This is a genomic window from Plantactinospora sp. ZYX-F-223 (assembly GCF_039649625.1).
Lineage (GTDB): Bacteria > Actinomycetota > Actinomycetes > Mycobacteriales > Micromonosporaceae > Plantactinospora.
The window spans coordinates 45,073-70,336 of the sequence record NZ_JBDJAV010000010.1 but is presented as its reverse complement, the minus strand read 5'-3'; the positions used below and the strand labels follow the sequence as shown (position 1 = coordinate 70,336).

Sequence of the window (25,264 nt, the reverse complement as noted above, 5' to 3'; positions counted from 1 at the left end):
CCGCCACGGACAGCAGTCGATGTGTGGGGAGATATGGACAGCGAGCGTAGGTTTGATGGTTTGCGCCAGCAGGCCGAGTCAATCGGCTGGCGGCTCGACATCAACGGCGTCACGGGTACCGGTGCTGATGGAAGCGGCATTGTCCGGGCCCGAATGGATGACGCGGGGCGTCTGTCCCATATCGAGATCGCTCGGAACTGGTGGCACGACCTGGGCCCGGACCGGTTGCGGGCGGCAATCCTGGAAGCGACGACTCAGGCAGCGAATGATCGACTGGCGACGTGGTCGGCGCGTGTGGCCGAGCGGGCAGAGATCCGGCCGTCGCCCGAGCGGCCGCTCTCCGATGGTCGACAGGCCGGTGTCCCACCGCAGCCCTATGAGACCGAGCGGAAGACGGAGGAAGGGGATCGGGCCGGAGAGCTGATCCGGCTGCTCGAACTGCTGCGGGCTGCGATGTCTGAGCTGGACGACCATCGTCAGCGCGTAACGGAGGTTGCTCGGCAATCGGTCACCGGGCATAGCGAGAGCGATCGGATCACCGTACGGCTGACGGGTGGTCAGTTGACGGATCTGGAGATCAGCCGGCGGTGGTTGCACCAGCAGCAGCCGACCGGTCGGACCATCGCCGACGAGGTCGAGATGGCCTGCTCCGAGGCCTATCGGCAGATGGACCTGCAGGTCGACTCGACTTTTTCGGCATCGCCCGCCGTGGCCGAGGTGCGGAAACTTGCCGCCAATCCGGCTGTGCTACTGCGCAGGCTGGGTCTCGGCGGATAACCGACGGAAAGTGTGAGGTGGATGGAGCAGGAACCGGACGAGGCGCAGATCACGCTGGCGCGCGAGGTTCTCGAACGAGACGCCGTGAGGTGGCAGGAAGGGGCAGCGGTTATGGCAGCGGCGGCCGGAGAGGCAGAGTCCCTCGACCTGACCGGTTTCCATTTCGGGCGTCTACCGAACGGGGCGGGCATCGGAGTTCGGTACGCCGAGTTGCAGGGATTCATGACGAGGATTCTGCGTGAAGGGGCTGCGGCGATGGCGGACATGGAATCGGCGCTCCGATTCATAGCGGAGAATTACGGTCGGGCCGACGAGGGGGCTGCGATGCGGGTCGAGCGCACCTGGGAGTCGAGGTGACCGCGATCGGGGCAGAGTGGTGGGAGCGGGACGCGGAGCGACTGCTCGAGGAGGTAAATCAATACATGGAACGGGTCCAGCAGCTTACGGTCGAACTGGCCGACGGGTTGACTGAAGTGCTGAGCCGCCTGCCGCTTGGGATCGGAGCCGGTGCGATCGAGCGCACCTGGAATGAATTTCTGGAACTCAAGGATCGTATTTTTGACGAGATGCAGATGTACCTGGCCGAGCCAGGCTTCCCATGGGCTCTCTTTCGTATTAGTGAATACTGGAACGCGAAAGTCGGTGCGCCGGTGAGCGAACTGAGCCAGACGATATCGGCCTACGGCATGAAGGCCCACGGCGAATGGTCGGGTTCGGCGGCATCGGCATATGCGGCATCGGCGGACGCGCAAGCACGGGCGATCGCTACGATCAAGCCCGTGACGGAGAAGATCCAAACCGTGTTGACGGAACTGGGGCACGGGATCTTCGCCTTCTGGCTTGCCCTGGCGGCCGCATTTGTGACGTTCATCGTCGGGCTGATAGCCGCTATTGGACTGCTCGACAGCCTGGTGGGTGCGCCGGCCGCCCCGGTTGACGCTGTCGGCACCGCTGCCGTCGTGCTCGGGCTACTTGTCGCGGCCGTGATGGCGCTGCGGGAGTACAGCGAGCGGACCGACAAGTCGATGGTCACGATCCAGCAGGCACTCAGCGACAACACCGGGATGGTCAAGCGTGGCGACTCCTGGGGATGGCCTCCGATCGACTACTCGGGCAACTGGTCGCTGGACTGAAGCTGCCGACGTCGGCGCATCTGATGTCGTCCGCCAGCGTGGTCTCGGCTGGCGGGTCCCGCATAGAGTGTCGGCGTGGGAGTCGACGGGGTGCGGGTCGGCGTCGACTTCGGTACGTCGAGCACTGCCGCCGTGCTGGCCAGTCCCGGAGCGCAGCCGCGCCCGCTGTTGTTCGACGGCTCGCCACTGCTTCCGTCGGCCGTCTTCGCGGAGGCGGACGGCGGCCTGCTGACCGGCCGGGATGCGCTGCACTCGGCGCGTACCCAGCCGGGGCGGTTCGAGCCGGCGCCGAAGCGCTGCGTGGACCACGGCACGGTGCTGCTCGGCGACCGGGCCGTACCGGTGGTCGAACTCGTCGCCGCCGTGCTGCGTCGGGTCGCGGCCGAGGCGGACCAGGTCGCGGGAGAGCCGGTCCGCCGGGCGGTACTGACCCATCCGGTCTCCTGGGGACCCGTACGCCGGCAGACCCTGCTCGCCGCCGCGTCGATGGTCTTCGCCGAGCCGGCCCTGGTCACCGAGCCGGTGGCGGCGGCCAGCTACTTCCTCACCGTTGCCGGCCGCCGGCTCCCGGCCGGTTCCACCGCCATGGTGTACGACCTGGGCGCCGGCACCTTCGACGCCACCGTGGTCCGGCACGCGGCCGGCGGGTTCGAGGTACTGGCGACCGACGGGCTGGGCGACGTCGGCGGGCTGGACATCGACGCGGCCCTGGTGACCGCCCTCGGCGAGGTCTACCGGACCCGGGACGAGTCGGCATGGTCGCGGCTGCTCCAGCCGACCGGTGCCGGCGACCGGCGCGCCTCCCGCGCTTTCTGGGACGACGTACGGGTCGGCAAGGAGCTGCTCTCCCGGGCCCCGACCGCGCTGTTGCACGTACCGATCGTCGACGACGAGGCGCTGCTCGGCCGGGAGCAGCTCGAACGGCTCGCCGAGCCGATCCTGGCGCGTACGGTGTCGGTCGCGGCCCGGGTGCTCGCCACGGCCGGGGTGGCGCCGGCCGAGCTGGCCGGGTTGTTCCTGGTCGGCGGGGCGAGCCGGATGCCGCTGGTCGGCACGCTGCTGCACCGGCGGCTCGGCATACCGCCGGTACTGGTGGACCAGCCGGAACTGGTGGTCGCCAGCGGCAGCGTGCACGCCCCTCTCCCAGCCCGGATCGAACCTTCGACTCGCGCCGCGCCCGGGTCGCCACCGCCGCCACCGTCGCCTCTCGTGCCGACCGTGCGGCAGAAGCCCACGCCAGAGTCCGTGCCACAGCCTGCTCCAGAGCCGAAGCCGGAGCCGGCGGGCGAGCCCGAGCTGGCAGGGCGGCTCGGCCCTGCCAGCGAGCCCGAGCCGGCAGCGGAGGAGCGGGAGGCGCCCGCCGTCGGAGCGGCACCGGACCACGTCGCGGGGTCGGCTCCACCGACACCCGTCGACGCCTCCGCGCCGGAGCCCGTCGTCGCGGTACCGCTGGTCGACGACGCGCCGCCGACCGTTGGCCCCGCCCCGGAGGCGTCTCCTGGGCCGGAGCCACGGCCGGCGTCGGGAGTCCGTCGGCGGCCCGCCCTGCTGGCCGCCGCCGTGGTCGTGCTCGTGCTGCTCGGTTACGCGGTCTGGAGCGTCGTGCCGTGGGACGGCGGCGATCCGTCGGCCGACCCGACCCCGAGTGCCGGCCCGACCGGTTCGGCGGTACCGGAGGAATCGTCCGGGCCGGCAGCGCCAGAGCCACAGGTGCTGCGGGTGCCGGCCGACTTCAAGGCCAACAGTGTGGTGCTCAGCCCGGACGGTACCCGGCTCGCCGCCGTCGGTACCTACGCGATCAGGACCTACACTGTTCCGGAGCTGCGGCCGGTCGGCAAGCAGGTGACGGCCGGCAAGGAGACCTACCAGGTACCCGGGGGCTCGGGTCCGGTCCACCGGGAGGACTTCGAGTGGGCGGCGTTCAACTCGGACGGCCGGCTGCTGGCCACGTACGACTCTGGAATGTTCGGCTACGTCCAGGTCTGGGACGTGGCCAGCGGTAAGCGGCTACGCCGGCTCAGCGATTCGTGGTGGGCCTCCTGCCTCGCCTTCAGCCCCCGCGACGAGCAGTTCCTCGCCTGTGCCGGACACGACGAGTCGGTGCGGTTCTGGAGCGTCTCGGGCTGGAGCCGGCGCGGCCGGGTCGACAGCGACGACCCGGCCACCATCCAGCACGTGGCGTTCAGCCCCGACGGCCGGCTGCTGGCCACCGACGGCGGCAAGGGCCGGACCCTGCTCTGGGACGCGCGCTCCTACCGGCGGCTGGCCGTGCTGACGGCCAGTACCTTCCCGAGCGGCATGGTGCCGGCGGCCGACCCGGGCATACCGGTGGCGTTCAGCCCGGACGGGAAGACCCTGGCGACCGGCGGAATCGACGGCACCGTACGGCTGTGGAACGTCGCCACCCGCAAGCAGACCGCCGTGCTCGGCACGCACGGCAGCGGCGTACTCGACGTGGCCTTTGCCAGGGATGGCACCCTGGCCAGCACGGACGCCGGCGGCGTACGGCTGTGGGACGTGGCCGCCCGCCGCCAGGTCGGCGCGGTGCCGTCGAACCGGAATCTGACGAACCGGAGTGTGCAGCTCTCCTTCACCCCGGACAGTCGTACCCTCTCCGTCTGCGTCGGCGACACCATCTGGCGCTGGGACGTCGCAACCGTCCGAGCCCACGCCAACTCCGGATAGCCGAAGCTCGCCAAGATTCTCGGCGAATTCTGGTTCGAGGCGAACCAAAACTTGCCAAGATCCCGACTTGGTATCGGGGTGGACGAGTCGAGTCCACTGGTGAGGAGGGCGTGCGACTTGGCGAGGGTGGAGACAAGGCCCGTACCGCCTTTAACTGCTGAGCGGATGCAGAGTGTGCGGAAGAGAATCCGCTTGTCCCGGTCGTTGATCGTCGTCCAGGATGGACTCCGTGTCCCTCTATGCGGTCCACGTCCTCGGGATGAGCGTGAGCGCCGTCGTCCTGCTGCTGGTGGCGGTCACCCGGTTCGGTACGACCTCGGTCGTCGACCGGGTTCTCTGTGGCCTCGGCGCTCTCGCGGGCTCCGCGGCGATTCGAGGTACACCCGGCCGGCGAAGTTCTCCAGGTATGCGACCTCGGGAAAGCCGGCCGGCATCTTGAACACGTAGAAGGCGCCGTTGAATCGAGCGGCCAGGTTGATCCGCTCGGGCAGCACACGGATCTCGATGTGCGGCCGGTGGGCCACCGTCTCCAGGTGAGCGAGCTGGGCGGCAAGACCGTTGCTCCCGGCGACCGGCATCAGGCACGGTCGCGGGGTCGGGCCTCGGGAGGGCCGATCGAATCTGGGGTAAGAACTATCACGGGAGGTGGTCGCCCAGCTACCCCTGGTCGGAGGGATCTGCGGAAAACCTGTGGCGATCGTGGCGATTGGTTCCATACCGTCACCGCGATGCGCCCGCTACCCGTCCCCGACCCCGGCGTGCCGGACCAGCGCTCGGCGACCAGATTCCTGCTCTGGCTCGCCGCGCGGATCTGGCCCACCCTCGCCTGGGGCATGGTGCTGGCCGTTATCTCCTTCGTCGGCCAGGCGCTGATGCCGGCCGCGCTGGGCAGGGCGATCGACGCTGGCCTGGTCGCCCGGGACACCGACGCGCTGCTGCGCTGGGGCCTGGTGCTGCTCTCGCTCGGCATCGTTCAGGCGATCGTCGGGATCGTCCGGCACCGGTTCGCCAGCTTCAACTGGCTGGCCGGGGCGTACCGGACGGTGCAGCTCACCGTCGACCACGCCAACCGGCTCGGCGCGACCCTGCCCAAGCGGCTCGCCACCGGTGAGGTGGTCAGCATCGGCACCGCCGACATCAACCACATCGGCGGGGCGCTCGACATCCTCTCCCGGGGCACCGGTTCGTTCTTCGCGGTGCTCACCATTACCGCGATCCTGCTCGCCACCTCGGTGCCGCTCGGCCTGGTGGTGGTGCTCGGCGTACCGCTGCTGATGGCGGTCGTCGCGGTGCTGATCCGGCCACTGCACCGGCGTCAGGAGGCGTACCGGGACCAGCAGGCGACCCTGACCACCCGGGCCAGCGACATCGTCGCCGGGCTGCGGGTGCTGCGCGGCGTGGGCGGGGAGTCGGTCTTCTCGGCGCGCTACCGGGCGGAGTCGCAGGCGCTGCGGCACGGCGGCGTACGGGTGGCCCGGGTGGAGGCGCTGCTGGAGGCCACCCAGGTCCTGATGCCCGGCATCTTCCTGGTGCTGGTGACCTGGCTCGGCGCCCGGTTCGCCCTTCGTGGCGAGATCAGCGTCGGGCAGCTCGTCTCCTTCTACGGCTACACGGTCTTCCTGATCGGTCCACTGCGGATGCTGACCGAGCTGATCGACCGGATCACCCGGGGGCACGTCTCGGCCCGCCGGGTGGTGTCGATGCTCGACCTGCGACCGGACGTCACCGATCCCGAGCACCCCGTCGAGCTGCCCGACGGCCCGGGTGAGCTGGTCGACGTCGAGTCCGGCGTGACGGTGCGGCCCGGCCGGCTGACCGCGCTCGCCGCCGCCGCGCCGGAGGACGCGGTCGCCATCGCCGACCGGCTCGGCCGGTACGTCGACAGCGAGGCGACGCTGCGCGGCGTACCCCTGCGGAAGCTGGCGCTGGCCACGGTCCGGCGCCGGATCCTGGTGTCCGACAACGAGGCGCGGCTCTTCTCCGGCCCGCTCCGCGCGGAGCTGGACCCGCACGACCGGGCCGACGACGCGACCATCGCGGCGGCGCTGGACGCGGCCAGCGCCACCGACATCGTGGCGGCGCTGCCGGACGGGCTCGCCGGCCGGGTCGCCGAGCGGGGCCGGGAGTTCTCCGGCGGCCAGCAACAGCGGTTGCGGCTGGTCCGGGCTTTGGTCGCCGACCCGGAGATCCTGATCCTGGTCGAGCCGACCAGCGCGGTGGACGCGCATACCGAGGCGCGGATCGCCGACCGGCTCGGCCCGGCCCGGCGGGGCCGGACCACCCTGGTCTGCACCACCAGCCCGCTGGTACTGGACCGGGCCGACCACGTGGTCTTCGTCTCCGACGGCAAGGCGGTGGCCGAGGGCGGGCACCGCGAGCTGCTGGACAGCGAGCCGCGCTACGCCGCCGTCGTGACCCGGGCCGAGGAGGAGGACTGAGATGAGCGAGCGCGACGCGCTGCCGGTCGCCGACGCGGCGCAGGTGCGCCGGTACGCGCGCAGCCTGCTCCGCCGGCACCCCCGGGCACTGGCCGGCGCGCTCGCGCTGCACGGGTTGGCCGCGATCACCGGGCTGGCCGCGCCACGGCTGCTCGGTGACCTGGTCGAGGCGATCGCCGAGGGCACCAGCACGGTGACGGTGGACCGGGTCGCGCTGGCGATCGCCGGGTTCGTGGTGGCGCAGGCGGTGCTGATCCGGTTCGCCCACTTCGCCTCGGCCCGGCTCGGTGAACGGGTCCTCGCCGAGCTGCGGGAGGAGTTCGTCGACCGGATCCTGGCCATCCCACTGTCTACCGTGGAGCGGGCCGGCACCGGTGACCTGCTGACCCGGAGCAGCCGGGACGTCGCCGCGCTGTCCCGGTCGGTCCGGTTCGCCGTGCCGGAGACGCTGATCGCGGTCCTGACGGCGGTCGCCGTGATCGGCGCGGTGCTGCTGACCGACCCGCTGCTGATGCTGCCCGCCCTGGTCGCGGTGCCGATCCTGGCGCTGGCCACCCGCTGGTACCTGCGCCGGGCCACCCCCGGCTATCTCGCGGAGAACGCCGCCTATTCCGACATCACCGACGGGATCAGCGAGACGGTGGAGGGGTCGCGGACCACCGAGGCGCTCCGGCAGCAGGCGCGGCGCCGGGCCCGCACCGACGCCGACATCGGCCGGTCGTACGCGGCCGAGCGCTACACCCTCTTCCTGCGTACCGTCTTCTTTCCACTGGCCGAGACCGGCTACGTGCTGCCGGTCGTCGCGACCCTGGTCCTCGGCGGCTGGTTCTACATCGAGGGCTGGGTGGCGCTCGGTGAGGTCACCGCCGCCACCCTCTACGTCCAGCAGTTGATGGACCCGATCGACCGGCTGCTCTCCTGGCTGGACGAGGTGCAGGTCGGCGGCGCGTCGCTGGCCCGGCTGCTCGGGGTGGCCCGGCGCCCCGACGGCGCCCCGGCCGACGAGCCGGCGGCCCGCCCGGCCGACCAGCGGTTGGTCGCCCGGGACGTGCGCTACGCCTATCAGCCGGGGCGGGACGTGCTGCACGGCGTGACCCTGAGCGTGGCCCCGGGCGAGCGGCTGGCGATGGTGGGTCCGTCCGGGGCCGGCAAGTCGACGCTGGGCCGGCTGCTCGCCGGGATCCACCGGCCGGGGCACGGCTCCGTCACCGTCGGCGGCGTCCCGCTCGCCGACCTGCCGCTGGCCGACCTCCGTACCGAGGTCGCGCTGGTCACCCAGGAACACCACGTCTTCCTCGGTACGCTGCGCGACAACCTCACCATGGTCCGGCCGGACGCGACCGACGACCGGGTACGCGCGGCGCTCGCCGCCGTCGACGCGCTGGACTGGGCGGAGCAGCTTCCCGCCGGGCTGGACACCGAGGTCGGTGCGGGCGGGCATCCGCTTTCCGCCGCCCAGGCCCAGCAGCTCGCGCTCGCCCGGCTGGTCCTCGCCGACCCGCACACCCTGGTACTCGACGAGGCCACCTCACTGCTCGACCCCCGGGCGGCCCGGCACCTGGAGCGCTCGCTGGCCGCGGTGCTGCGCGGCCGTACGGTGATCGCGATCGCACACCGGCTGCACTCCGCACACGACGCCGACCGGGTCGCCGTGGTGGAGGACGGCCGGATCACCGAGCTGGGCCCGCACGCCGAGCTGGTCGCCGCCGGCGGCTCGTACGCCGCGCTCTGGCGCTCCTGGCACGGCGACCGGCCCTGACCCGCACCGGCCGAACCGCGCCGCCCGAACCGCGCGCTGCCCTGACCCGCGCTGCCCTGACCCGCACCGGCCGACCGGCGCCGCCCTGACCCGGGCCGCCCTGACCCGTCGCTCGGCGTGAACGTGGGCGGGATGCTTGCAAAGAAGACTTTGCAAGGATAGCTTTGCCAACATGTCTAGGGACGAAGTGCGGCTGAACCCGACGTCACTGCGCGGTCTCGCCCACCCGCTGCGGGTCCGGATACTCAACACACTGCGCGAACATGGGCCGGCCACGGCAACCCTGCTCGCCGAGCGGCTCGGTCAGTCCACCGGCGCCACCAGCTACCACCTGCGACAACTCGCCCAGTACGGCTTCGTGGTCGAGGAGCCCGGGCGCGGCGCCGGCCGCGAGCGGTGGTGGCGGGCCGCGCACCGGAACACCCGGCTCGACAGCGAGGTCGGTCGGGACGCGCTCCCCGACGTCGAGACGTACCTGCGATCCGTCGCTGCGCTCTACGCCGAGCGGGTCGACCGGTGGTTGAACGAGCTGCCCAGCCTGTCGGAGGAGTGGGGGCGGGCCTCCACCCTGAGCAACTGGCAGCTCCGGCTGACCCCGACCGAGGCGCAGGAGTTCTCCGACGCGCTGACCGAGCTGATCGGGCGGTACCGGCGGGACGAGCCCGGCGTGACGGCACCGGACGACGCCGAGCCGTTCGTGGTGCAGGCCCAGTTGATGCCGTTCGTCCGGCGCGGCGGCGATCGGCCGGAGGAGGGCGATCGGCCGGGGGAGGCGGGCTGATGGCCCGGGACCGCCGACCACTGGTCGGGCTGCTGGTCGCCGAGGGGGTCTCCCTGGTCGGCAGCCGGATGAGCATGGTGGCGCTGCCCTGGTTCACCCTCGTGGTCACCGGCAGCGCCGTCCGGACCGGCGTGGTCGCGTTCGCCGAAATGCTTCCGTACGTGCTGGCCTGCGCCCTCGGCGGGCCGCTGATCGACCGGGTCGGTGCCCGCCGGACCAGCATCGTCGCCGATCTGGGCAGCGCGGCGGCGGTGGCCACCGTCCCGCTGCTGCACCTGGCCGGTCTGCTCCGGTTCGGTACGCTGATCGGCCTGGTCGCGGTGGCCGGGCTGCTGCGTGGGCTGGGCGACACCGCCAAGCGGGTGGTCTTCCCGGAGACCGTGGCGGCGGCGGGCACTCCGATGACCCGGGCGACCAGCCTGCACGACGGGCTCAGCCGGCTCGCCACGCTGCTCGGCGCGCCGCTGGCCGGGCTGCTCATCGCCGTGCTCGACGCCCCGCTGGTGCTGCTCCTCGACGCGGGGACCTTCCTGGTCGGGGCGGTCCTGGTGGCCCTCGCCGTGCCACATCACCTGTCCGCAGTGGAATCCATGCCGCGGGACGGTGCCGCGCCGGGCCGGGAGCCCTATCTGGTCGCGCTCCGGGCAGGTCTGCGCTATCTGCGCCACGACCGGCTCGTGCACGGCATCGTGCTGATGCTGCTGGTGACCAACCTGGCCGATGCGGCGTACACCGCGGTGCTCACCCCGGTCTGGGCCACCGAGGTGGTCCGGTCGTCGACGGCGCTCGGCCTGCTCACCGCGACCTTCGCCCTGGGCGCGGTGCTGGGCAACGCGGTCTTCACCGTCGTGGCGGACCGGGTGCCGCGGTTCGCCGTCTTCACGGTCGGGTTCCTGCTCGCCGGGGCACCCCGGTTCGTCGCGCTCGCCCTGCTGGACCGGCTCTGGGTGATCTATCTGGTCTCGTTCGTCGCCGGAGTCTCCGTCGCGGCGATCAACCCGATCCTGGGCGCGGTCAGCTTCGAACGGATTCCCGAGGCGCTCCGGGCCCGGGTGCTCGGGCTGGCGCAGGCGGCGGCCTGGGCCGGCATCCCGCTCGGTGGGCTGCTCGGCGGGCTCGCCGTACAGGAGTTGCGGCTGCCGGTCGCCTGCCTGGCGTTCGCGGGCGCGTACCTGCTGGTGACGCTGATGCCGTTCGTGATGCCGGTCTGGCGCGAACTCGACCGGCCACCGACACCGCCCGCCGAGACACCGGCGGGGCCGGCGACAGCGCCGGCCGGGGCGGAGGTTACCGGTGCACCGCGCCGATGATCCGGCCGATCCGCTCCGGCGAGGTCTCCGAGCGCTGGTACTCGGGGCGGCTCAACACCCCACCCATCCGGGGTACCGGGTTGCGGTGGATCGCCGGCCCGTCCGAGCTGACCCGCGCGGTGAAGTGGTATTCGTCCGCGCCGGTGGCGGCGACGATCCGGGCGATGTTCCGCTCGTTGATCCCGCCGCCGGCCATCACCGCGATCCGACCGGCGGCCTTGCCGACCAGGTCGGCGATGAGCGGAGCACCGGCCAGCGCGGTCTCCTCCTGACCAGAGGTGAGCACCCGGGGGATGCCCAGCTCGATCAGTTGCTCCAGCGCCTCGAACGGGTCCCGGACCATGTCGAACGCCCGGTGGAAGGTGACGCTCGCGCCGTCGGCCGCCGCGAGCAGCCGGCGCATGGTGGGTACGTCGACGTCGCCCTCCGGGGTCAGCGCACCGATCACGACCCCGTGCGCGCCCACCGTCACCGCGGCCTGCACGTCGCGGACCATCGCATCGACCTCGTACGGGGAGTAGATGAAGTCCCCGCCCCGGGGGCGTACCAGCACGTGCACCCGGATCCGCTCCGCGTGCCGCAGGGCCAGCTCGATGGTGCCGATGCTGGGGGTCAACCCGCCCTCGAACAACCCCGCGCAGAGTTCCACCCGGTCGGCGCCGGCCCGCTCCGCCGCCAGCGTCCCCTCGACGCTGTCGACACAGATCTCGAACGTGCTCATGCCAGCCTTCTCCAATGACCGAACCAAGTTGACAAACCCGAACCAACCGGGGCTATCCAAGGGTGCACCATCGATCATCGCAACCGCATGTGGGAAAGAACGCGTTCGGTGGGCCGGCATACGGTACGGAACGCGACGCCGTGCCGGTTAACCGGACAAAGCACCGGCCTTGGCCGAGGGGTGATGCCGATCGGGCCGGTGCCGATCAGCGGGTGACCGCCATGAAGATCACCAGCAGGAGCAGGGTGGCGGCGGCGACGGCGAAGACGATCAGCAGTTCCCGCCGGGCACCGGTGCTGCCGCCGCCGGCCGGCTCGGTGACGGCCGGCGCCGCCGGCAGGTCCCGGATGACGGTGGCCAGCTCCCCGAGGGTACGCGCGGTGTAGACCGCGCCGACCCGCTCGGAGAACTCGTCCAGGCTCAACCGGCCCTGTTCGGTGTGCCGTTGCAGGTCGGCGACCACCCGTTGCCGATCGGAGTCGGAGGCCCGCAGTTGCCCGTCCACGTCGGACAGCGTACGCCCGGTGCCCGGTCAGCCCGCGTCGAGCGGGTCGGCGAGCAGGTGCTCGAAGGCCAGCTCGGCGGCGCCGACCAGCGCGGCGTCCTCGCCCAGCTGCGGGGTACGCAGGCGTACCTGCTCGCGCGGGGTGGGCAGGGCCAGCGAGTTGAGCCGGCTGCGCACCCGGGCCGCTGCCGCGAGGTAGACGTCCCGGAGGGTGCCGCCGAAGATGACCACCCCGGGGTTGAAGATGTTGACCAGGTTCGCCACGCCGAACCCGAGCCAGTCGCCGATCTGCCGGACCGCCGCCTGCGCGTTCGCGTCACCCCGGGCGGCCGCGTCGACCACCCGCAGGGCGGCCTCCCGGCCCACGGCGTCGTCCCGGCCGGCCGCCAGCAGCAGGGCGTACTCGCCGATCTCGGTCTCCCAGCAGCCGTACGAGCCGCAGCCGCACGGGCTTCCGCCGGGGTTCACCACCATGTGGCCGACCTCCCCGGCGTAGCCGCCCTGCCCGGTCAGCCGCCGGCCGCCGACGATGATCCCGGCGTCGATGCCGACGTCCCGGTGCAGGTAGATGACGTCGTCGTAGCCGCTGGCCGCGCCCCGGGCGTGTTCGGCGACCGCGCTCGCGTCGGCGGCGTTGCTGACCAGCACCGGGCGCTCCTGCGGCAGCAGTTCACCGAGCGCCTCGGCCAGCGGCTTGTCCAGCTCGCCGCGGCCGGCCCAGCCGGCGCTCTCCGGCCGGACGTGCACCGCGCCGTCCGGGCGGCGCAACCGCCCGCAGACCGCCACGCCGCTGCCGACGTAGACCGAGCCCGCCGGTACCGCCTGGTGCATCTCCTTCACGAAGCCGGCCAGCAGCGGCAGGCTCTCCACCGCCGGCAGCCCCGGGGGCCGCTCGGCCTGCCGGCGGTCCAGCACCACCCCGCCGAGCCCGATCCGGGCGGCCCGCAGCCGGTCCACCTCGATGCTGTACGCGTACGCGAAGACCCGCCCCGACTCGGGCCGGACGACCAGCGACGGCCGTCCGGCCCGCCCGGTCTCCCGGGGCGCCCGTTCGCTGACCAGGCCGGCGGCGGCCAGTTCGGCGGTGAGCGCGCCGATGGTGCTCCGGTTCAGCCCGAGCGAGGTGGTCAGCTCCGCCCGGGAGGTGGCGCCGTGGATGTGGACGTAACGCAGCAGCGCGCCGAGATTCTGCCGGCGAATCTCCTCCTGGCTCGGCCCTGCGCGCATCGTGCCCCTATCGATTACCGGTCGCGGCGGCCCGGCGTCGGGAGAGTGCGTCCACACTGGCCGCCAGCAGCAGCACCAGGCCGGTCACCACGAAGGTGAAGCCGGAACTGCGGCCGAGCAGCCCCATCCCGTTGTCGATGACCGCGATCACCGCGCCGCCGAGCACCGCGTCCACGATCCGGCCCTTGCCGCCGAAGAGGCTGGTGCCGCCGATCACCGCCGCGCCGACCGCGTAGAGCAGGACCTTACTGCCCCCGGTGTTGGCGTCGACCGAGGTGGCCCGGCTGGCCGCCACGATCCCGCCGATCGCCGCCATCGTCGAGCAGATCACGAAGACCGAGATCCGGATCCGGTCCACGTCGATGCCGGCCCGCCGCGCCGCCTCCCGGTTGCCGCCGACCGCATAGACGTGCCGGCCGTACGCGGTGCGTTGCAGTACGAAGGTGAGCACGACCAGCAGGATCACGATGATCGGCACCACGATCGGTACGCCCTTGAGCGAGACGAGCACGTTGCGGCTGCGCTCCAGGTTCAGCAGGTACACGGCGGTGCCGGCGATCGCCGCCAGCGAGCCGATCCGGATCAATACCACGGCGAGCGGCGCGGTGACCAGGCCGAGCGCGCTGCGGTTGCGGTGCCGCAGCAGTTGTACGACCGCGTAGCCGGCGACGCCGAGCAGGGCCAGCGCCCAGCCGAGCCACGGCGGCATGTTCCGGTTGGCGATCGCCACCAGCACGTCGTCCCGGATCGAGACGTTGGTGCCACCCTTGATCAGCAGCAGCACGATGCCCTGGAAGGCGAGGAACGCGGCCAGGGTGACCACGAAGGACGGAATGCCGACCTTGGCCACCAGGAAGCCGATGACCAGCCCGATCACCACTCCGGTGACGAGTGCGGCGGCGACCGCGACGTACCAGGGATAGCCCTGCAGGGTGACCAACTGGGCGAGTACCGCGGCGCAGACCCCGCTGGCGAAGCCGGCGGAGAGGTCGATCTCGCCGAGCAGCAGGACGAAGACCAGCCCCATCGCGATCAGCATCACCGCCGCGCCCTGGGTGAACAGGTTGGCGAAGTTCCCCTCGGTCATGAAGTTGGGGCGCAGCGCGGCGAAGACGGCGCAGAGCACGATCAGGCCGAGTACCGCCGGCAGCGCGCCCATGTCGCCGCCGCGTACCCGGGCCAGATAGTCCCGGACGTGGCTGCCGACCGTGGGCGCCGGCGCGGCCGGCACCTCGACCGGCGGCACCACGGTGGTGGGAGGGGCGGGGCTCATCTGTCGGCTCCTGCGCTCGTGGTCTCGGTGCTGGGTGGGGTGTCGTGTTTGCCGTTGCCGTTGCCGTTCTCGCCGGTCAGCCCGAGGCCGCCGCTGCGCCCGGCGGTGATCAGCTCGACCACCTGGGCGTGCGTGACGTCGCTGGTCCGCAGCTGCGCCACCATCTGGCCGAGGTAGAGCATGGCGATCTGGTCGGAGACGGCGAAGACGTCATTCATGTTGTGCGAGATGAGCACCACGGCGAGGCCGTTGTCGGCCAGCCGGCGGACCAGTTCGAGTACCTGGGCGGTCTGCGCCACGCCGAGCGCGGCGGTCGGCTCGTCGAGGATGACGAGTCGGCTGTTCCAGAGCACGGCCTTGGCGATCGCCACGGTCTGCCGCTGCCCGCCGGAGAGGCTGGAGACGTGCTGCCGCAGCGACTTCACGGTCCGGACGGAGAGCCCGGCCAGGGTCTCGGCGGCCATCTGTTCCATGGTCGGCTCGTCCAGGACGAGGCCGCGGCGCTTCTCCCGGCCGAGGAACATGTTCTGCACGATGTCGAGGTTGTCGCAGAGCGCGAGGTCCTGGTAGACCACCTCGATGCCGAGGGTGGCGGCGTCCCGGGGGTTGTGGATGTGCACCGGTCGGCCCTCGAAGAGGATCTCGCCGCCGTCGGCCGAGTAGATGCCGGCGACGCACTTGACGAGGGTGGACTTGCCGGCGCCGTTGTCGCCGACGAGCGCGGTCACCTCGCCGGGATTGACCGAGAGGTTGACGTCGCGGAGGACCTGGACGGGACCGAAGCTCTTGTCGATCCCGCGCAGTTCCAGCAGGGGTGTCGCGGACACGGGTTGGTCTCCTTTACGCGGGTGTCCGGTGGCGGGTACCGATCGCGGGGTGTCCGATCACGGGTCCGGTCCAGTCTCTCTGGTGGCGAGCACGCCGCCCGGTACGGATGGTTCCGTACCGGGCGGCGTCTCGGCGGGGCCGGTCGAGCCCGATGCCGTGCTCCAGGTCAGCTAATGCCGGCCTCGGTGCAGGCGGCGGCGAAGGCACCGGTGCAGAGCTCTTCCTTGCTGACGTAGCCGTCGGTGACGACGTCCTTCACGTTCTCCTTGTAGATGGCCTTCGGCTCCAGCAGCACCGCCGGCACGTCCCGGTTGCCCTCCGGGTCCCGCACCGTGGTGGGCGCGGCCTTCTTCTCGCCCTTGGCCAGCGCGATCGCCAGCTCCGCAGCCGCGTCGGCCTCCTTCTTGACCGCCTTGTAGACGGTCATGCACTGGTCACCGGCGAGGATGTTCTGCAGGCCCTGCACGGTGGCGTCCTGGCCGGTCACCGGGACCTTGCCGTTGAGCTTGTTCCGCTTCAGCACGGAGATGACCGCGTTGCCCAGCCCGTCGTTCGCGGCCAGTACGCCGTCGATCTTGCCGTTCTGCTGGGTCATCATCTGCTCGAAGATGGTGCCGGCCTGGGCGTTGTCCCAGGCGGGCACCCACTGGTCCGGGCCCTTGACGTACTCGCCGGAGTCGTACTTGGGCTTGAGTACGCCGTCGTAGCCGTTCTTGAACAGCGTGGCGTTGTTGTCGGTCTCCGAGCCGTTCAGTTCGGCGATGACCGGCTTCTGGGCGCCCTTGTCGGTCAGGCACTTGACCAGACCCTCGCCCTGGAGCTTGCCGACGCCCTCGTTGTCGAAGCTGACGTAGTACTCGGCCGAGCCGCCCAGGGTCAGCCGGTCGTAGTCGATGGTGAGCACGCCCTGCGTCTTGGCCTTGTCCAGCACCGCCTTGCCGGTGCCGGAGTCCAGGTTGACGATCATCAGGACGTTGACGCCCTCGGTCATCATCTGGTCGGCGATGGTCTGGAACTGTGCCTTGTCGCCCTGGGCGTTCTGGATGGTGTGCTTGACGCCGGCGGCCTTGAACGCCGCTTCCAGGTACTTGCGGTCCGCGGTCTCCCAGCGGACCGAGGAGGCGCTGTCCGGGAGGATGACGCCGATCATCGGCACGGCGGCGTTGCCACCTTCGCCGCCGGAATCGTCGCCGCAGGCGGCGAGGCCGCCCGTGGCCAGCAGGCCCACGGCAGCGATGGTGAGGATCCCTCTGCGCATTGCACGGGTCCTTTCGGGGTGGGTGTGGTGTCTCGGGTCGGAGCGGTGGTACGCCCGAGCGGGTCGCCGTGCTGCCCGGTGGCCTCCCCCCGTTGGGCTGCCTCGCCAGCGGCTCCGCCGGTCGCGCTCCGGCAGAGTCTCTGGTGGGCCGTGGCGACCGCCCGCCTCACTTTTGTTGTGTCCGGCAACGTATTGCGCGAGGGTTCTTCGGGGCAAGGTCGCCGAGGCCACGAGTTTGTTGTTGCGGATAACAATTCGGCAACGTGACGGACATCCCGGCATTGGCCAGCGGCGATACGCCGGAATTGATCGTTCGTGGCGGCTGGCGTCCCGGGCACCCGGCGCGGCCCGGCCGGGATCAGGGCGCGGCGACCGGTGCGGTGGTGGCGGAGGTGAGCCGGATCAGGTCGGCCGGGGCGAGTTCGAGTTCCAGCCCGCGGCGGCCCGCCGAGACGTAGATGGTGGGGAAGCGCTCGGCCGAGGCGTCGACCACGGTACGCAGCGCCTTGCGCTGACCCAGCGGACTGATCCCGCCCCGGACGTAGCCGGTGGTCCGCTCGGCCAGCGCCCGGTCGGCCAGCGACGCCCGCTTGCCGCCGACCGCCGTCGCCAGCGTCTTGAGGTCGAGTTCGCCGGTGACCGGTACCACCGCCACGGTCAGCACCCCGTCGACGCTGGCGACCAGCGACTTGAAGACCCGCTCCGGCGGTACGCCCAGCGCCGCCGCCACCTCGGCGCCGTAGTTCGGGGTGTCCGGCGCGACGTCGTACGGGTGCAGGGTGTGCGGGACCCGCTGCCGTGCCAGCAGCGCGGTCGCCGGGGTGCCCCTGCCCGCCACGATCCGCACCCTACCCGGTCGGGGCGGCCGGTTCCGGGGCCGGCACCGGACGGCAGAGCAGCACCGTGGGGGCGTCGGCGATCCGGGTCAGCACCAGGCTGATCGGCTCGCTGCCGGCCAGCCGCAGGTCGCGGCGGAGCCGCTCCGGTTCCAGCGCGGAACCCCGCTTCAGGATCTCCGCCCGCCCGACGTCGAGGTCCCGCAGCCGGGCGCGCAGCCGCTTCAGCGAGAACGGCAGCGACTCGACCACCTCCAGGCACCGGGCGTACGGGGTGGGGCGGGCGGCGTCGGCGTAGACGTACGCGATCTCGGGGTCGGCGAGCGTGCCGCCGACCGTACCGGCGAACTCGGCGACCAGGTGCGCGCGGACCACCGCCGGGTCCGGGTCGTAGAGGTAGCGCCGGACCGGGCCGACCGGGGCCCGCCGGGTGCCGTCGCCGGTCAGTTCGTGCACCGCCGTTCCGGCCAGCAGGGTGGCCCGGCGGGGCGCGGCGGCGAGCGGGCCGGACCAGACGGTCGCCTCGACCAGGTCGCCGCCGACGCTGACCCACTCGCCCTCGGCACCCGCCGGCAGCAGCTTGTGGTCGATCCCGGGTGCGACCTTGAAGACCGTCCGGGGGACCCGGCCGGCCAGGCCGAGCAGAAAGTCCCAGGGTGGGGAGTAGGCGGCCGGGTCGAAGATCCGCCGGCCGGTACCGGCCGTCCGCCGCGCCGGATCGCAGAACACCGCGTCGACCGGCTCGTCGACGGCGGTGAGGTCGAACCGGGTCGCGTCGCCGAGAGTCACGGTGAACCGGTCGGCCACCCCGGCCGCCCCGGCGTTCGCGGCGGCCATCGCCGCGGTGACCGGGTCGGCCTCCACGCCGTACACCCGGATGCCGGCCCGGGCGGCGGCGAGCGCGTCGGCGCCGAGGCCGCAGCCGAGATCGACCAGGGTGCGTACCCCGGCGGCGCGCAGCCGGGCGGCCCGGCGCGCCGCGACCCCGGGCCGGGTGGCCTGTTCCAGCCCGGTCCGGGTGAAGAACATCCCGGCCGCCTCCGGGCCGAATTTGGCGGTCGCCCGGCGCCGCAGCTCGGCCTGGGTCAGCGCGGCGGCGGCCAGTCCGGCCGGCACCCCGGCCGAGCGCAGCGCGGCCGCCGCGGCCAGCGGGTCGCCGCCGGCCAGCTCGGCGGCCCTGGCCAGCGCGGTTTCCCCCGCTGGGGTACGCAGCGCGGCGAGCTGCTCGGAGTCCACCGGAGCATTGTGCCGGCCAGGGTCTCCGACAGGCGTGTCGGGTTGGCACTCTCCTTGACGGAGTGCTAGCCGTCGGCATAACCTGCGGTTAGCACTCTCAAACCGAGGGTGCCAGCTTTCGGGCCGTTGTCCGGGAGCTGAACGCCAGGCGGACCGGCACCCGCGACGACGGACCCGCCCGGTGGCATGTGGCAGATTGACGCTGGTCGGCTCGCCGGCCGGTACAGAAACCAAGTACCCCAGGAGGGTATGCCCGTGACTACCGCGACCAAGGTTGCGATCAAGCCGCTCGAGGACCGGATCCTGGTCCAGGCGAACGAGGCTGAGACGACCACGGCGTCGGGCATCGTGATCCCCGACACCGCCAAGGAGAAGCCGCAGGAGGGCACCGTCCTCGCTGTCGGCCCCGGCCGTTTCGACGACGACGGCAACCGGATCCCGGTTGACGTCAAGGTCGGCGACACGGTCATCTACTCGAAGTACGGCGGCACCGAGGTCAAGTACGCCGGCGAGGAGTACCTGGTGCTCTCCGCCCGCGACGTCCTCGCCGTCATCGAGAAGTGATCTGACTGATCCACTGACGCTGCCCCGGACCGGCCCCGCCGGGCCGGGGCAGCGCTGCGTGAAGGGACCCTGTTAACACAATGGCGAAGATTCTGAGCTTCTCGGATGACGCCCGGCACCTGCTGGAGCACGGTGTCAACACGCTCGCGGACACGGTCAAGGTCACTCTCGGCCCGCGTGGGCGCAACGTCGTCCTGGACAAGAAGTTCGGTGCCCCGACGATCACCAACGACGGCGTGACCATCGCCAAGGAGATCGAGCTCACCAACCCGTACGAGAACCTCGGCGCGCAGCTGGTCAAGGAGGTGGCGACCAAGACCAACGACGTCGCCGGCGACGGGACCACCACCGCCACCGTGCTGGCCCAGGCGATGGTCCGGGAGGGCCTGCGCAACGTGGCCGCCGGCGCCGGGCCCGCCGCACTCAAGCGCGGTATCGACCTGGCGGCCGAGAAGATCTCCTCGGCGCTGCTGGAGAAGGCCGTCGAGGTGGGCAGCCGGGAGTCGATCGCGCACGTGGCGACCATCTCGGCCCAGGACGCCACCATCGGCGACCTGATCGCCGAGGCGATGGAGAAGGTCGGCCGGGACGGTGTGATCACCGTCGAGGAGGGCTCGACCCTGGCCACCGAGCTGGAGGTCACCGAGGGCCTCCAGTTCGACAAGGGCTTCATCTCGCCGAACTTCGTCACCGACACCGAGGCGCAGGAGGCGGTGCTCGACGAGCCGTACATCCTGATCACCACCCAGAAGATCTCCGCGATCGAGGAGCTGCTGCCGCTGCTGGAGAAGGTCCTCCAGACCGCGAAGCCGCTGCTGATCATCGCCGAGGACGTGGAGGGGCAGGCGCTCTCCACCCTGGTGGTCAACGCGATCCGCAAGACCGTCAAGGTCTGCGCGGTGAAGGCGCCCGGCTTCGGCGACCGGCGCAAGGCGATGCTCCAGGACATGGCGATCCTGACCGGTGGCGAGGTGGTCGCCCCCGAGCTGGGCTACAAGCTCGACTCGGTCGGCCTGGAGGTGCTCGGCACCGCCCGCCGGGTCGTGGTCGACAAGGACAACACCACCGTGATCGACGGTCGGGGCCGGGACAACGACGTCGCCGAGCGGATCACCCAGATCCGCAAGGAGATCGAGGCGTCCGACTCCGACTGGGACCGCGAGAAGCTCCAGGAGCGGCTGGCCAAGCTCTCCGGCGGCATCGCGGTGATCAAGGCCGGTGCGGCGACCGAGGTCGAGATGAAGGAGCGCAAGCACCGCATCGAGGACGCCATCGCCGCGACCAAGGCCGCGGTCGAGGAGGGCACCGTACCGGGCGGCGGCGCCGCGCTGGTGCAGATCCTCTCGGCGCTCGACGGCGACCTGGGCCTGACCGGTGACGAGAAGGTGGGCGTCTCGATCGTCCGCAAGGCACTGGTCGAGCCGCTGCGGTGGATCGCCCAGAACGCCGGCCACGACGGCTACGTGGTGGTGCAGAAGGTCGCCGAGCAGGGCTGGGGCAACGGCCTCGACGCCGCCACCGGCGAGTACAAGGACCTGGCCAAGGCCGGCATCATCGACCCGGTGAAGGTGACCCGCAACGCGGTCACCAACGCGGCGTCGATCGCCGGGCTGCTGCTGACCACCGAGAGCCTGGTCGTGGAGAAGCCGGAGAAGGCCGAGCCGGCCGCCGCCGGCGGGCACGGCCACGGTCACGGGCACGGCCACCAGCACGGTCCGGGCTTCTGACCGGTCCGGGCCCGGATCGCGCTGATCCGTACCCCGGTCGCGACACCGAGATCCGCGTGAGCGGTCCGGCGTGGGAGTCTCCACGTCCGGCGCCCCGCTCACGCGGATCTTCGTTTCCGCGCCGGGGCGGGCCCGCCGGCATCGGGATTACGAACCTCTGACGTGCCTTTCCCGTTCGGGCCCGGCCGGCAACACTGGGCGGATGAGGGCGATCCCGGATCTGGACGGTAACGGACCGGCACCGACCGTCCCGGCCCGGCGCGGCGGCCTGCCGCGCCGGTTCGGTGCGCTGGCCGGGTTGGCCGCCGCGGCCGTCGCGGTCGGGGCGGCCGAGGCGGTGGCGGTGCTCACCGGGGCGCGCTCCGCGCCGCTGGTCGCGGTCGGCGGCGTGGTGGTGGACCTGGCGCCCGCACCGCTCAAGCGGTTCGCCGTCGACGTCTTCTACGTGTACGACAAGATCGCACTCCTGGTCGGCACCGCCGTACTGCTGGCCGGGTTCGCCGCCCTGGTCGGGCTGGTCGCGGTCCGCTCGCTGCCCCTCGGGTACGCCGGGATCGCCCTCTTCGGCGCGGTCGGCGTACTGGCGGCGCTGACCCGCCCCGGGGCCGGTCCGGTCGCGGTGCTGCCCTCGCTGGTCGGCGCCGTACTCGCGGCCGGCGTGCTCCGGCTCTTCGTCGCCGGCCCGCTCGGCCGAGCCCTGGCCACGCCGGTCGGGGCGACCGGACCGGCCGGCGTGGCGCCCTCCGCTGCCGCGTACCCGGACGAGTACGCCCGGCGGCGGTTCCTCACCGGGGTCGGGCTCGCGGTCGGCGCGGCGGCGGTCGGCGGCTTCGGCGGCCGCTGGCTGTCGACCCGGCGGGGTGTCTCGGCCGCCCGCGCGGCGATCGAGCTGCCGCTCCCGGCCAGCCCGGCGGCGCCGGTGCCGGCGAACGCCGAGCTGGCGGTGCCGGGGCTGTCGTCGTACGTCACGCCGAACCGGGACTTCTACCGGATCGACACCGCACTGGTGGTGCCACGGGTGGACCCGGAGGGATGGCAGTTGCGGATTCACGGCCGGGTGCGCAACCCCGTCACACTCAGCTATGCCGATCTGCTCGCCCGGCCGATGATCGAACGGCACATCACCCTGGCCTGCGTCTCCAACGAGGTCGGCGGCGACCTGATCGGCAACGCCCGCTGGCTCGGCGTACCGCTCGGGCCGCTGCTCGCCGAGGCGGGGCCGCTGCCCGGGGCGGACCAGGTGGTGGCCCGCTCCACGGACGGCTGGACCTGCGGCAGCCCGACGGAGGTGCTCACCGACGGCCGGGACGCGATGCTGGCCGTCGGGATGAACGGCGAACCGCTGCCGATCGCGCACGGCTTCCCGGTCCGGGTGGTGGTGCCCGGCCTGTACGGCTATGTCTCCGCCTGCAAGTGGCTGGTGGAGCTGGAGCTGACCAGTTTCGCCGACTTCGACGCGTACTGGGTGCCCCGGGGCTGGTCGGCGCGGGGGCCGATCAAGACCCAGTCACGGATCGACACCCCACGGGCGGGCCGGACGGTGCCGGCCGGCCCGGTCACCGTCGCCGGGGTGGCCTGGGCGCAGCACGTCGGGGTCCGGCAGGTGGAGGTACGCGTCGACGACGGCGACTGGCAGCCGGCGACCCTGGCCGGATCGGTCTCGACCGACACCTGGACGCAGTGGTCCTGGCGGTGGACCGCCACCCCCGGCGAACACGTCCTCCAGGTGCGCGCGACCGACGCCACCGGGGCGGTGCAGACCGGCCAGTCCCGCCCGGTCGAGCCGGACGGTGCCACCGGCTGGCACACCGTCACGGTCACCGTGACCTGACCCCGGTGCGCCGACCGCCGGCCCGGACCCCGGCCGGGCCGGTCGGGCGGGGAGTCAGGCCGACCGCTGGGCCGGTACCGTCGACCGGAAGGGCCGGCCGAGCCGGGCCTCCAGCCGGGCGACGTCCACCCGGCTCTGCCGACGGTCGGCGAGATCCTCCCAGCCGACGGCGAGCAGCCGGAGCCGCTCGGACTCGCTGAAGCCACCCCACACCCCGTACGGCTCGCGTACCGCGAGCGCGTGGGCGGCGCACTCGGCGCGGACCGGGCAGGCCAGGCAGACCGCCTTGGCGCTGGCCTCCCGGCGGTTGCGGGACGAGCCGCGCTCGCCTTCCGGGTGGAAGAACTGGGCGCTGTCCCGGCCCCGGCAGGCGCCATGCCGCTGCCACTCCCACAGATCGACGATGGGTCCAGGCAGCCTGCGTACGTTCGACATCAGCACCCTCCTTCCGCGCGGCACCGCGATGACCTGCTCGGGTCGGGATCCGGGCGGCGGGCCGCGCAGGCGCACCGATCCGACCACCGGTCCCGGTACCCCGGGCGCGGACGGCTCACACGTACTTGATCGCGAACTTCTCGCCCCGAACCCGATCCGTGGGGCGAATCGTCCAAAAAGTTTGTGGTTCATCCGTGGAAACTCATCATGATCACTCACCGGCGTGGTCTCCTCGTTGCGGAGAGGAGAGCATCGTGCGCACCGTTCTTGTCTGCGTCCGGACCCCGCTCGCGGCCCAGAACGTCGCGGCGGCGGCAGCCCGGCTCGGGTTGGCCGCCGCGGTCCGTACCGCGGTGTCCGACCCCGAGGCCATGCTCCGGCTCGCCGAGCGGCCGGCGGACGTGGTGCTCGCGGACACCGCGCTCACCCGCCCGGACAGCGTCGGCTTCACCCGGCGGGTACTGGCCCGGTCGCCTGGAGCGGCGATCCTGCTGCTCGGTGCCGAGGACCCGGGGGTCGCCGCGGCGACCATCGCGGCCGGCGCCCGTGGGCTGATCCAGGGCGGCGACCACGACCTGGTGAGCGTGGTGGCGAAGGCGCTGCTGCTGCTCGGCGGCCGGCCCGGTCGGGGCGGTGCCGCGCTGGCCGGCGGCGCGCTGGCCGGCGGTGGTCAGGCGGGTGGCCCGGCCGGTGCCGGCCGGACAGGTGGCCCCGGCGACGCGAGCGGCCAGCCGGCGGCGGGCCAGCGGCTCGGCAGCGTGGTGCGCGCGCCGACCGGACCCGGCCGGGACGGTCCGGGCGGGGACGCACCGGGCGCGGGTCGTCCGCCGGGGGACGAGTCGGCGGTACGCCGGCGGGACGACCCGGAATCGCCCAGCAGCGCCGGCGAGACGACCGGAGAACAGCCGACCGGGCCGGCGATGGTACCGGCACAGCGTGGGGACGACCCGAACGCCCCGGCCGACCCGGCCACGCCGGCCGGTACCGCATCGGGGCACCCGGCGTACCCGTCGGAGAAGGCCGGCCCGGACGGGCCCGGCCCCGGCGCGCCGGGCCAGGAGTCGCGCGGTGCCGACGGCCCGGGCGGAGCCCGACGCTCGGCTCCGGCCCGCCGACCGGTGCTGACCGAGCGCGAGATGCAGGTGCTGGTCGGAATGGCGGACGGGAAGAGCAACGCGGAGATCGGCCGGGAACTCTTCGTCTCCGAGGACACCGTCAAGACCCATGCCCGGCGGCTGTTCCGCAAGCTCGGGGCCCGGGACCGGGCGCACGCCGTGGCGGCCGGGTTCCGGGCCGGCCTGGTTGCCTGACCGGTCGCCGGCCGCGGCCCGATGACCTCCGTGACCGGATCGACCTCCGTGACCGGATCGTCCCCCGCTCAGCGCGGGGCCTCGGCCTCGCCCTCGTTCTCGTCGGCGGTCTCGGTCAGGGTGTCGTGCACCCCGTCGGCGTAGCCGCGGGCGTACTCCCAGGTGACGTAGTGGTCCGGGTCGGGGTCGTAGGCCGGCTCGTGCACCCGGGGGCGGCCGGAGTTGAGCAGGTGCCGCAGGTTGCCCCGGAGCAGGTCCCAGTCGAAGTAGTGCGGTTCCCGGCAGTCCTCACACTCGATCACGAGGCCGCGTACCCCGACCGGACCCAGCAGCGCCTGGTAGATCTCCAGATCGGCGAGGTCCTCCAGCACGTCCTGCCGCTCGACCTCGCTGAGCGGGTCGAGTTCGGTCTCCTCACCCGGGTCGTCAAGGCCGGCGGAGGGATCGGCGGGGTCACCGTTGAACGGGTCGATCGGCTCCTCGTGCACCCCTCCACCGTAGTCCCAACACCGCCCGGCGTGGTCACCCGTTGTGGCCTGTACCGCCGCCGTACCCGCGCCCGCGACGCCCGCCCCGCCGGATGGGTACGATGAACCATCGCGCCGTACCCGGGGCGAGCCCCGACACCGC

General features: G+C 72.4%; 23 protein-coding genes. 12 read left to right on the top strand and 11 right to left on the bottom strand.

Annotated elements, in window-relative coordinates; translation table 11 throughout:
• The first annotated feature begins 33 nt into the window (after positions 1 to 33).
• The 4 genes from AAH979_RS12510 to AAH979_RS12495 all read left to right on the top strand — a co-directional run bounded on the left by AAH979_RS12510 (position 34) and on the right by AAH979_RS12495 (position 4,595).
• Entirely contained in the window at positions 34 to 777 is a 744-nt protein-coding gene (locus AAH979_RS12510; RefSeq protein WP_346258255.1) for a hypothetical protein, read from the top strand.
• Positions 778 to 798: 21 nt separating this feature from the next.
• Positions 799 to 1,134 (top strand): hypothetical protein, encoded by a 336-nt coding sequence (locus AAH979_RS12505; protein ID WP_346258254.1) that lies wholly within the window; start codon positions 799 to 801, stop codon positions 1,132 to 1,134.
• Complete coding sequence (locus tag AAH979_RS12500; protein ID WP_346258253.1) at positions 1,131 to 1,910, top strand: hypothetical protein; 780 nt, start codon at positions 1,131 to 1,133, stop codon at positions 1,908 to 1,910. The genes AAH979_RS12505 and AAH979_RS12500 overlap by 4 nt, the downstream gene beginning before the upstream one ends.
• 75 nt (positions 1,911 to 1,985) lie before the next feature.
• A complete protein-coding gene (locus tag AAH979_RS12495) occupies positions 1,986 to 4,595 on the top strand; it encodes an Hsp70 family protein (protein WP_346258252.1) in 2,610 nt (869 codons plus the stop codon).
• A gap of 296 nt (positions 4,596 to 4,891) precedes the next feature.
• Here AAH979_RS12495 and AAH979_RS12490 read toward each other — a convergent pair whose 3' ends face one another.
• Positions 4,892 to 5,173: a Scr1 family TA system antitoxin-like transcriptional regulator gene (locus AAH979_RS12490; protein WP_346258251.1), complete on the bottom strand. Its 282-nt coding sequence runs from the start codon at positions 5,171 to 5,173 to the stop codon at positions 4,892 to 4,894.
• Positions 5,174 to 5,323: 150 nt separating this feature from the next.
• Here AAH979_RS12490 and AAH979_RS12485 point away from each other — a divergent pair, with 150 nt between their 5' ends.
• From AAH979_RS12485 to AAH979_RS12470, 4 genes are all read left to right on the top strand, one after another.
• Positions 5,324 to 7,033 carry an ABC transporter ATP-binding protein gene (locus tag AAH979_RS12485; RefSeq protein ID WP_346258250.1) on the top strand — a complete coding sequence of 570 codons (1,710 nt, stop codon included), beginning with the start codon at positions 5,324 to 5,326 and terminating at the stop codon, positions 7,031 to 7,033.
• A 1-nt stretch (position 7,034) separates the two neighbouring features.
• Positions 7,035 to 8,792: an ABC transporter ATP-binding protein gene (locus AAH979_RS12480; RefSeq protein ID WP_346258249.1), complete on the top strand. Its 1,758-nt coding sequence runs from the start codon at positions 7,035 to 7,037 to the stop codon at positions 8,790 to 8,792.
• Positions 8,793 to 8,964: 172 nt separating this feature from the next.
• Entirely contained in the window at positions 8,965 to 9,573 is a 609-nt protein-coding gene (locus AAH979_RS12475) for a winged helix-turn-helix domain-containing protein (protein ID WP_346258248.1), read from the top strand.
• Positions 9,573 to 10,883: an MFS transporter gene (locus AAH979_RS12470; RefSeq protein WP_346258247.1), complete on the top strand. Its 1,311-nt coding sequence runs from the start codon at positions 9,573 to 9,575 to the stop codon at positions 10,881 to 10,883. Before AAH979_RS12475 ends, AAH979_RS12470 begins: the two co-directional genes overlap by 1 nt.
• On the opposite strand, the gene AAH979_RS12465 is transcribed toward AAH979_RS12470, so the two are convergent.
• From AAH979_RS12465 to AAH979_RS12430, 8 genes are all read right to left on the bottom strand, one after another.
• Positions 10,861 to 11,604: a copper homeostasis protein CutC gene (locus tag AAH979_RS12465; protein ID WP_346258246.1), complete on the bottom strand. Its 744-nt coding sequence runs from the start codon at positions 11,602 to 11,604 to the stop codon at positions 10,861 to 10,863. The genes AAH979_RS12470 and AAH979_RS12465 overlap by 23 nt on opposite strands.
• A gap of 205 nt (positions 11,605 to 11,809) precedes the next feature.
• Positions 11,810 to 12,109 carry a DUF1707 domain-containing protein gene (locus tag AAH979_RS12460; RefSeq protein ID WP_346258245.1) on the bottom strand — a complete coding sequence of 100 codons (300 nt, stop codon included), beginning with the start codon at positions 12,107 to 12,109 and terminating at the stop codon, positions 11,810 to 11,812.
• A 27-nt stretch (positions 12,110 to 12,136) separates the two neighbouring features.
• A complete protein-coding gene (locus tag AAH979_RS12455) occupies positions 12,137 to 13,336 on the bottom strand; it encodes an ROK family transcriptional regulator (RefSeq protein WP_346258244.1) in 1,200 nt (399 codons plus the stop codon).
• 7 nt (positions 13,337 to 13,343) lie between these two features.
• A complete protein-coding gene (locus AAH979_RS12450) occupies positions 13,344 to 14,609 on the bottom strand; it encodes an ABC transporter permease (protein WP_346258243.1) in 1,266 nt (421 codons plus the stop codon).
• Entirely contained in the window at positions 14,606 to 15,436 is an 831-nt protein-coding gene (locus tag AAH979_RS12445; protein WP_346258242.1) for an ATP-binding cassette domain-containing protein, read from the bottom strand. The genes AAH979_RS12450 and AAH979_RS12445 overlap by 4 nt, the downstream gene beginning before the upstream one ends.
• Positions 15,437 to 15,603: 167 nt before the next feature.
• Positions 15,604 to 16,695, bottom strand: a complete 1,092-nt coding sequence (locus AAH979_RS12440; RefSeq protein ID WP_346258241.1) for a substrate-binding domain-containing protein — start codon at positions 16,693 to 16,695, stop codon at positions 15,604 to 15,606.
• Positions 16,696 to 17,053: 358 nt separating this feature from the next.
• Positions 17,054 to 17,533: a Cys-tRNA(Pro) deacylase gene (gene ybaK, locus AAH979_RS12435; protein WP_346258240.1), complete on the bottom strand. Its 480-nt coding sequence runs from the start codon at positions 17,531 to 17,533 to the stop codon at positions 17,054 to 17,056.
• A gap of 10 nt (positions 17,534 to 17,543) precedes the next feature.
• Positions 17,544 to 18,767, bottom strand: coding sequence for a methyltransferase domain-containing protein (locus AAH979_RS12430; protein WP_346258239.1), 1,224 nt, complete (start codon positions 18,765 to 18,767; stop codon positions 17,544 to 17,546).
• A gap of 249 nt (positions 18,768 to 19,016) precedes the next feature.
• On the opposite strand from AAH979_RS12430, the gene groES reads away from it, so the two are divergent.
• The 3 genes from groES to AAH979_RS12415 all read left to right on the top strand — a co-directional run bounded on the left by groES (position 19,017) and on the right by AAH979_RS12415 (position 22,889).
• The gene (gene groES, locus AAH979_RS12425) at positions 19,017 to 19,331 is read left to right on the top strand and encodes a co-chaperone GroES (protein WP_199187625.1); all 315 of its coding nucleotides are present in this window, start codon (positions 19,017 to 19,019) and stop codon (positions 19,329 to 19,331) included.
• Between the two features lie 80 nt (positions 19,332 to 19,411).
• A complete protein-coding gene (gene groL, locus AAH979_RS12420; protein ID WP_346258238.1) occupies positions 19,412 to 21,058 on the top strand; it encodes a chaperonin GroEL in 1,647 nt (548 codons plus the stop codon).
• 202 nt (positions 21,059 to 21,260) lie between these two features.
• On the top strand, positions 21,261 to 22,889 hold the full coding sequence (locus tag AAH979_RS12415) for a molybdopterin-dependent oxidoreductase (RefSeq protein WP_346258237.1): 1,629 nt from the start codon (positions 21,261 to 21,263) through the stop codon (positions 22,887 to 22,889).
• A 54-nt stretch (positions 22,890 to 22,943) separates the two neighbouring features.
• Here AAH979_RS12415 and AAH979_RS12410 read toward each other — a convergent pair whose 3' ends face one another.
• Positions 22,944 to 23,324, bottom strand: coding sequence for a WhiB family transcriptional regulator (locus AAH979_RS12410; protein WP_346258236.1), 381 nt, complete (start codon positions 23,322 to 23,324; stop codon positions 22,944 to 22,946).
• A 254-nt stretch (positions 23,325 to 23,578) separates the two neighbouring features.
• Here AAH979_RS12410 and AAH979_RS12405 point away from each other — a divergent pair, with 254 nt between their 5' ends.
• The gene (locus tag AAH979_RS12405; RefSeq protein ID WP_346258235.1) at positions 23,579 to 24,634 is read left to right on the top strand and encodes a helix-turn-helix transcriptional regulator; all 1,056 of its coding nucleotides are present in this window, start codon (positions 23,579 to 23,581) and stop codon (positions 24,632 to 24,634) included.
• A 68-nt stretch (positions 24,635 to 24,702) separates the two neighbouring features.
• Here AAH979_RS12405 and AAH979_RS12400 read toward each other — a convergent pair whose 3' ends face one another.
• Positions 24,703 to 25,122: a DUF5319 domain-containing protein gene (locus AAH979_RS12400; RefSeq protein WP_346258234.1), complete on the bottom strand. Its 420-nt coding sequence runs from the start codon at positions 25,120 to 25,122 to the stop codon at positions 24,703 to 24,705.
• Positions 25,123 to 25,264 lie beyond the last annotated feature (142 nt).